Here is a 6,890-nt window from a genome sequence, read left to right as displayed (position 1 = left end):
ATAAATGGGACGCCTGCGCCTTTTCTGTGGACCCAGAATCTCTGGAGGGGCGTATTTGTTATGGTGGACTTGACCTCTCCTCTTCTACTGATATTACAGCATTTGTACTTGTATTTCCACCACTGGATGAGAATGATAAATATGCTATTCTCCCCTTCTTCTGGATACCAGAAGAAACAATCGACCTGCGTGTACGACGAGATCATGAAATTACGATATATGGAATAAACAAGGTTTCCTAGAAACCACTGAAGGTAACGTAGTACATTACGGTTTCATTGAATCCTTTATTGAAGAACTTGGTTTGAAATACAACATCCGTGATATTGCCTTTGACCGCTGGGGTGCGGTACAGATGACTCAGAATCTTGAAAACCTCGGTTTCTCTGTTGTCCCTTTTGGCCAGGGTTTCAAGGATATGTCCCCGCCTACAAAAGAGCTGATGAAATTGACCTTAGAACAGAAAATCGCCCATGGTGGGCATCCGGTCCTTCGCTGGATGATGGACAACATCTTCATCCGAACTGATCCTGCTGGAAATATTAAAGCTGACAAGGAAAAGTCCACCGAGAAAATAGATGGTGCTATCGCTACTATTATGGCTCTCGATCGTGCTATACGATGTGCAAACACTACAAGTGAAAGCATTTATGATAAGAGAGGCATTCTTTATTTTTAATGTATTATTGTATTATATGTATTGCAATGCTATACTAAATGTAGCTAGGAGGTATAGTAGATGACAAAGAAAGATAAAGGAATTACCGTTAGATTAACCCCTGAGGTGGCAGAAAAGTTCAAGGCTCATGCTCAAAAAAACGATATGTCACAAGGTGAGTTTTTAGAAGAACTTCTTAATAAATATGGAAAAAACCAAGGGCCTAATTCAGAGGTAAGTAACAAAATAGTAGAACATAGTATACTTTTATCTTACGAAAATCTTTTTTTAGAAGATGAAAGCAAACAAATTAAAGAGCCTAAGAGATATATAGTTAAAGGGAGATACATTTATACTTCGCAACAACAAAACCCTTATTTAGCTCAACTGTATGGATCAGACAAATTGTATGAATCAGCCAAACTGTATGAAGATGAAATTAAAAAAAATTTTAATATTGACGTATCTTTAAATGAGTATAGATTTTTTTACTGGTTTGGTATTATAGATACAGAAGATACTAAAAAACATCGTTATGTAATAGTTGAGACTATATCACTACAAAAAGAAAATGATATAAAATATATGTTGAGTACTACTAGGTGCCAATTTGCTAATGGATTGTCAGATATCACAGAACATATAAGACCTTATGCGCGTTTACACGATATTAAGAGTATTCAAAGCATTCTAGCAAAAGAAATCACAAGTGATGAGGATGTTTTGAGTTTCTTACAATAATGTTATATGCAATACAAATGTAAATCATCCAGTGCAAAATTGCAATACTGCAATCATGTATTTTTGTATTGCATTTCCTCCTTAGTTTGATATAATGTAACTATATTTATTTTTATATAAAAAAAATAGACTAAGGAGGATTACAATGATCAATATGAATTTAACAAAACTAAATAGTACTTTTGATTTCAAAATGTCTTTGGACACACAGATGTTTCACCTGCATAATTCTAATGTAAATTCATGTAGCAAGGAACAATTTAGACTGTATAATTATATATCGGAAAATCTTCGAATGAATCTGAGATATTGGAGTAATTGTAATTTAGATTATTATACCAACTTCTCAGGAATATATAGAAATTTGCGATATTCTATCGAATCATTTTATGATTTATTTAATCTTATTTGTCATGAATCTTATATCTCTGTATTAAAAAACAATTCTTCTAACGCCATGATGAAAGCAATTGATAAATGCAATTTAGAAAATAATTATCGTGAATACAAATTAGATTGTAATCACTATTTTACTATTAAAGATAAAGCTAATATAGCCACATCAAAGAACAGATTAAAATTGGATATTCAAAACCGATTAAAAGAAATTTCAATAATAGGTAGTAGGAATGCCCATCCAGATGTATATCAACCTGATGTAATAAATAAACTAGAAGTTGTCGAAGAATTAATGAATTTTGAACATCTTATCTTATTTTACGCTGCGGGAGTATGCATATTCTCTTACGACGAAAAAAACAATACCAATTATTATTTTAATCTTTATCAAGATTTTTTAAGATTTAAAAACTTTAATACTTCATTACCTACTGTCATATATTCATAATTAGAATTACTATGCAGTACTAACCCCTAAATAGAATATTCGCTTCATTTATCCGAGTATTCATTTTATAACAGAAATAATAATATTTACGTAAAGGAGGATGTGTAATGTATGACCCTGAGGACTATGAATTTTATGATGAATGGTTAAACAGAAGTGATGAAGAACAAGATATCAGCCTTGAAAGATATGATGAAATGCGTTGTATTGAAGAACATGGCAGTGATTATTCTTTCGATGATGATGACGATTCAAACGATCCATATTAGCAACTAATTTTAATAGAAAGCACCTATAATTTATGGGTGCTTTTTTCATGTTTATTTTTAAGGAGAATAATATCTATGGGAATAATACAAGGATTTTTCAAGGCACGTGATAAGCCTAAAGATAGCTTAAGTGGAACCCGCTATAGTTTCTTTTTCGCAGGAACGTCTTCTGGAAAACCTGTCAACGAACACACAGCTATGCAAATGACGGCGGTCTATTCCTGCGTGAGAATACTAGCTGAAACTTTGGCAGGGCTTCCGCTTCATGTTTACAAATACAACGACAGCGGAGGAAAAGAAAAATATTTACAGCATCCGTTATATAAACTGCTCCATGATGAGCCAAATCCTGAGATGACCTCCTTCACGTTCCGTGAAACGTTGATGAGTCACCTTTTATTATGGGGTAATGCTTATGCCCAGATCATTCGAAACGCCCGTGGTGAGGTTATTGCCCTCTACCCTCTTATGCGAAACAAAATGACAGTCGACCGTGATAAAAACGGCCGGCTTTTTTATTTGTACCAACGAACCATTGAGGATTCCCCTACCCTCAAAAAAGATAGCTTGGTCTATCTCGACCCATCTGATGTGCTCCATATTCCGGGCTTAGGATTTGACGGACTGGTAGGCTACTCCCCCATTGCTATGGCAAAGAATGCAGTTGGATTAGCAATAGCCACCGAGGAATATGGAGCAAAGTTCTTCGCTAATGGTGCTGCGCCAGGTGGTGTGCTGGAACACCCTGGCACCATTAAGGATCCACAGAGAGTGAAAGACAGCTGGAACACAGCCTATCAAGGTTCTTCAAATTCCCACAGGGTAGCTGTTCTTGAAGAAGGCATGAAATATCAGCCAATAGGTATCTCCCCTGATCAAGCGCAGTTCTTGGAGACGCGGAAATTTCAAATAAACGAAATTGCCCGTATTTTTAGGGTGCCACCTCATATGCTCGCAGATCTTGAGAAGTCATCTTTTTCAAACATTGAGCAACAGTCATTAGAGTTCGTGAAATACACTCTTGACCCTTGGGTAGTACGATGGGAACAAACCATGTATCGATCCCTTCTCATGGAAAGTGAAAAGCCTACTGTCTTCATCAAATTTAATGTGGATGGTCTTCTTCGTGGCGATTATGCAAGTCGTATGAACGGTTATGCAACAGCCAGACAGAATGGCTGGATGAGCACTAATGACATCCGAGAGCTTGAGAATCTCGACCGAATTCCTGTGGAATTTGGCGGTGATCTCTATCTCATTAATGGAGCAATGACCAAACTAGAGGACGCTGGTGCGTTCGCAAATATCACAAAAAGAGAGGAAACCTAATGAAAAAATTCTGGAACTGGGTCAAGGACGAAAAATCCGACACCCGAACGCTCTACCTCGACGGGGTAATCGCCGAAGAATCATGGTTGGATGATGATGTCACCCCTAAGGCTTTTAAAGCAGATTTATTTGCTGGCGAGGGTGACATTTTTATTTGGCTGAACTCACCAGGTGGTGATTGCATCGCAGCCAGTCAGATTTACACCATGCTCATAGACTATAAAGGCAGAGTGACTATCAAAATTGATGGTATTGCGGCATCTGCTGCTTCCGTGATTGCTATGGCTGGAACTACAGTATTGATGGCACCAACAGCACTTATGATGGTCCACAATCCCTTAACTGCAAGACTCACAAGGGACGGGAAATTTTGGGTCAAGTTTTAAACCCACCAGTTGTAAGTGCATTTACCAAATGAAATTTAGATCAATCGCTCATTGAATTTTAGGTCACTTATATTTAAAATATGGATGCATCAAGAGTAAATGACTCGTTAGGGTGATATGCTCACCCTATAGTAAACAATTTTTATTATTTAAACTGCCTAGGATAGGGGGAGTATATCACGTCAAGGTTAGAGGTAGCCTTTTGTGACTCAATTTTCCCCTTCCCCCAAGCGAGTCACCTCACAGCTACCTCCTTCTAAGGGCCATTTCAAAAGCCTCTCTAAAACAAAGCGCTCACCTCAATAAATATTGCTCTCCCTCTTCTTTTTTACTTCCTTTAGTTTGTCATATTCCCTAATCGCCATATCATAGCTCATAACGTGCTTATCCCAAAGATTTCTTCTTACACCGAGCTGGGATACTTCTTCCCATAAGCTCTCTTTAAGACGAACTGCAATACATTTTTTTCCTTCAAATATATATACCTCATCAATCCCGCTCTTGTATCTTTTTATGAATGTTGCGTTCATATTAATAAGTCCTTTTAGGACATTTTCTGTTCTAATCTTTTCTCTCCAATTTTTGTACCAATTGAACATTTTCTGCCGTTCGTCCTTTCTCTAATACTAATTACAGCTTTCTATTATGACAAAAGGTATAACAATCCTCCTATTATTTGCAAAGATTTGTTTGTAACTTAGACATAGGACATTTTCATCTTTTATCCCTTTTCTTTTATTATCATGTAAAGCCTATCAAATCACAACTTTTTCCCAAAATTAATGACATAACTTGTAAGTATCTATAATAACAAAGTCAAACATATACTCGTATATAATAATAAAAAAAAAAGGGTGTAAATTACATGCCAAAAACCTCAAGATGCAAAATTATAACCCTTGCACCACGTCATATGCAAAAATGTTAGACAAATTAGAAAAGGATAATTATAAAGTAATATTTAACAACTAATGCTTTTTTGCACTTTCTGATTTTAACAGTCGCATCCCACTCTTAAGTATCAAAAACGTTTAACATAGACAATCTCGAACTCATTAAAATAAAATATTGCTACAGTATTACCGAATATAAAGCAATCTCAATCTTTCTTATGAGAGACCTATGTGACTACAGCTACAAGGAAATATGTAAAGAAATTAGCAATCTAACTCTTTTAAGGGTAACAAAGCTTTGTAAGTAAGGGCACAAACTACTAACTAAATATCCTAAATATAAGGATGTGCTGCCTAAATTCCTTAACGCTGTTCGAGCCGCTTAAGTACTCTCCATATCCATATAAACTCACCACTAATTGATTGTTCGTTAAACATGTCGTGCTTTTGTCATGTCTTTTTTTGCTGTCTTTTTCATATAATAAGATTATTAACATACAAAATATGGCTTATTAATTATTATTTTCCTCCCACCATCTTGCAAAAACGGTGGGAGAATTTATTTAAATAGTGAATTCTTGAAATGTGTCCCTATTGGACTATTAATTAAATAGAAAGCACCTTCAATTAAAAGATGCCATATAAACCCTATTCGTCCTACTATCACACCATTTAAAATGAATTAATCATAAAAAGAGTGAAACACTATAATATAATTTCATCGTCAAATTATATTACATTACAAAGGAGAATCACAATGTATCCAAAAGTTCCAAATCACATCCCTCCTCAACATCAAAATCAACAACCTGGAATTGAATTTCAAATGAATCCTAACCCAATATTTGATAATCCTAGTTATGTCGGCAGTGGAAAGCTTGGAAATAAAGTGGCTCTTATTACAGGAGGAGATAGTGGCATTGGGAAAGCTGTGGCCATTGCCTTTGCCAAAGAAGGCGCCAATGTTTCTATCGTATATTTAAATGAAGATGAAGATGCAAGTCAGACAAAAAAAATCATAGAAGGCTACGGTAGAAGATGTCTCCTCATTAAAGGAGATCTCTCACAAGAGGGGTTTTGTTCGGAAGCTGTTGATCAAACTATCGATTTCTATGGCAAATGCGATATCTTAGTCAATAATGCAGCAGTTCAGTATGAACGACAAAGCCTTTTAGATATTAGCTCTGAACAGTTAGAAAAAACATTCCAAACAAATGTCTTCTCTTTCTTTTATACAACAAAAGCACTTCTTCCCCATCTAAAAGAGGGTAGTAGCATTATCAACACTGCTTCTGTCACTGCCTATGAAGGAAACAAGACTTTACTAGATTACTCGTCTTCAAAGGGAGCAGTTGTATCTTTCACTCGTTCATTAGCTCTTAATCTAGTAGAAAAAGAAATTCGTGTCAATGCCGTTGCACCTGGACCAATATGGACACCACTTATCCCTGCATCATATGATGAAAAAAAGGTTTCTTCATTTGGAATAAATACACCAATGAAAAGACCTGGTCAACCTTTTGAGCTCGCTCCTACGTATGTATATTTAGCTTCAGAAGATTCCAATTATGTTACGGGACAAGTTCTCCATGTTAATGGTGGAATTATGGTAAGCTCTTAATAAACTAAGAAGAGTATTTCAATTTTAAGACTCACCTCTATGCGCTAAATGTTAGTAAAGTAACTTTGCTAACATTTAGTACTAATAGAATTAAATGAGGACCACCCGTCCAACGGGTGGTTTCCTCTACGGCTATAAGCCTTTGT

General features: G+C 35.9%; 6 protein-coding genes and 2 pseudogenes. 7 read left to right on the top strand and 1 reads right to left on the bottom strand.

The genetic code is table 11. The features are described 5' to 3' along the window. Positions 1–26 precede the first annotated feature (26 nt). The 6 genes and pseudogenes from Q7P22_RS11395 to Q7P22_RS11370 form a co-directional block, all read left to right on the top strand. A pseudogene (locus tag Q7P22_RS11395) lies at positions 27–679 on the top strand (terminase TerL endonuclease subunit). A gap of 60 nt (positions 680–739) precedes the next feature. Then, positions 740–1,399, top strand: a complete 660-nt coding sequence (locus tag Q7P22_RS11390) for a ribbon-helix-helix protein, CopG family (RefSeq protein ID WP_303864254.1) — start codon at positions 740–742, stop codon at positions 1,397–1,399. Between the two features lie 145 nt (positions 1,400–1,544). Then, the gene (locus Q7P22_RS11385) at positions 1,545–2,246 is read left to right on the top strand and encodes a hypothetical protein (RefSeq protein WP_303864252.1); all 702 of its coding nucleotides are present in this window, start codon (positions 1,545–1,547) and stop codon (positions 2,244–2,246) included. 107 nt (positions 2,247–2,353) lie between these two features. Beyond that, a complete protein-coding gene (locus Q7P22_RS11380) occupies positions 2,354–2,515 on the top strand; it encodes a hypothetical protein (RefSeq protein WP_303864250.1) in 162 nt (53 codons plus the stop codon). Positions 2,516–2,590: 75 nt separating this feature from the next. Then, positions 2,591–3,844 (top strand): phage portal protein, encoded by a 1,254-nt coding sequence (locus Q7P22_RS11375; RefSeq protein ID WP_303864248.1) that lies wholly within the window; start codon positions 2,591–2,593, stop codon positions 3,842–3,844. Then, positions 3,844–4,188 (top strand): annotated as a pseudogene (locus Q7P22_RS11370) (ATP-dependent Clp protease proteolytic subunit); the annotation flags it as partial. The gene Q7P22_RS11375 and the pseudogene Q7P22_RS11370, both read left to right, overlap by 1 nt. 341 nt (positions 4,189–4,529) lie before the next feature. Here Q7P22_RS11370 and Q7P22_RS11365 read toward each other — a convergent pair. Beyond that, positions 4,530–4,760: a hypothetical protein gene (locus Q7P22_RS11365; protein WP_303864246.1), complete on the bottom strand. Its 231-nt coding sequence runs from the start codon at positions 4,758–4,760 to the stop codon at positions 4,530–4,532. 1,120 nt (positions 4,761–5,880) lie between these two features. Here Q7P22_RS11365 and Q7P22_RS11360 point away from each other — a divergent pair. Continuing rightward, on the top strand, positions 5,881–6,744 hold the full coding sequence (locus Q7P22_RS11360; RefSeq protein WP_303864244.1) for an SDR family oxidoreductase: 864 nt from the start codon (positions 5,881–5,883) through the stop codon (positions 6,742–6,744). The last annotated feature ends 146 nt before the right edge of the window (positions 6,745–6,890 follow it).

The organism is Alkalibaculum bacchi, assembly GCF_937875145.1.
Lineage (GTDB): Bacteria > Bacillota > Clostridia > Eubacteriales > Alkalibacteraceae > Alkalibaculum > Alkalibaculum bacchi_A.
Note: the sequence above shows the minus strand (reverse complement) of the source record. Positions and strands in the feature narration are given on the sequence as shown.

Bases quoted from the DNA above. Each gene is read 5' to 3' on its own strand.
- Q7P22_RS11390 (WP_303864254.1), top strand. From the start codon at position 740: ATGACAAAGAAAGATAAAGGAATTACCGTTAGATTAACCCCTGAGGTG.
- Q7P22_RS11385 (WP_303864252.1), top strand. From the start codon at position 1,545: ATGATCAATATGAATTTAACAAAACTAAATAGTACTTTTGATTTCAAA.
- Q7P22_RS11380 (WP_303864250.1), top strand. From the start codon at position 2,354: ATGTATGACCCTGAGGACTATGAATTTTATGATGAATGGTTAAACAGA.
- Q7P22_RS11375 (WP_303864248.1), top strand. From the start codon at position 2,591: ATGGGAATAATACAAGGATTTTTCAAGGCACGTGATAAGCCTAAAGAT.
- Q7P22_RS11365 (WP_303864246.1), bottom strand. From the start codon at position 4,760: ATGAACGCAACATTCATAAAAAGATACAAGAGCGGGATTGATGAGGTA.
- Q7P22_RS11360 (WP_303864244.1), top strand. From the start codon at position 5,881: ATGTATCCAAAAGTTCCAAATCACATCCCTCCTCAACATCAAAATCAA.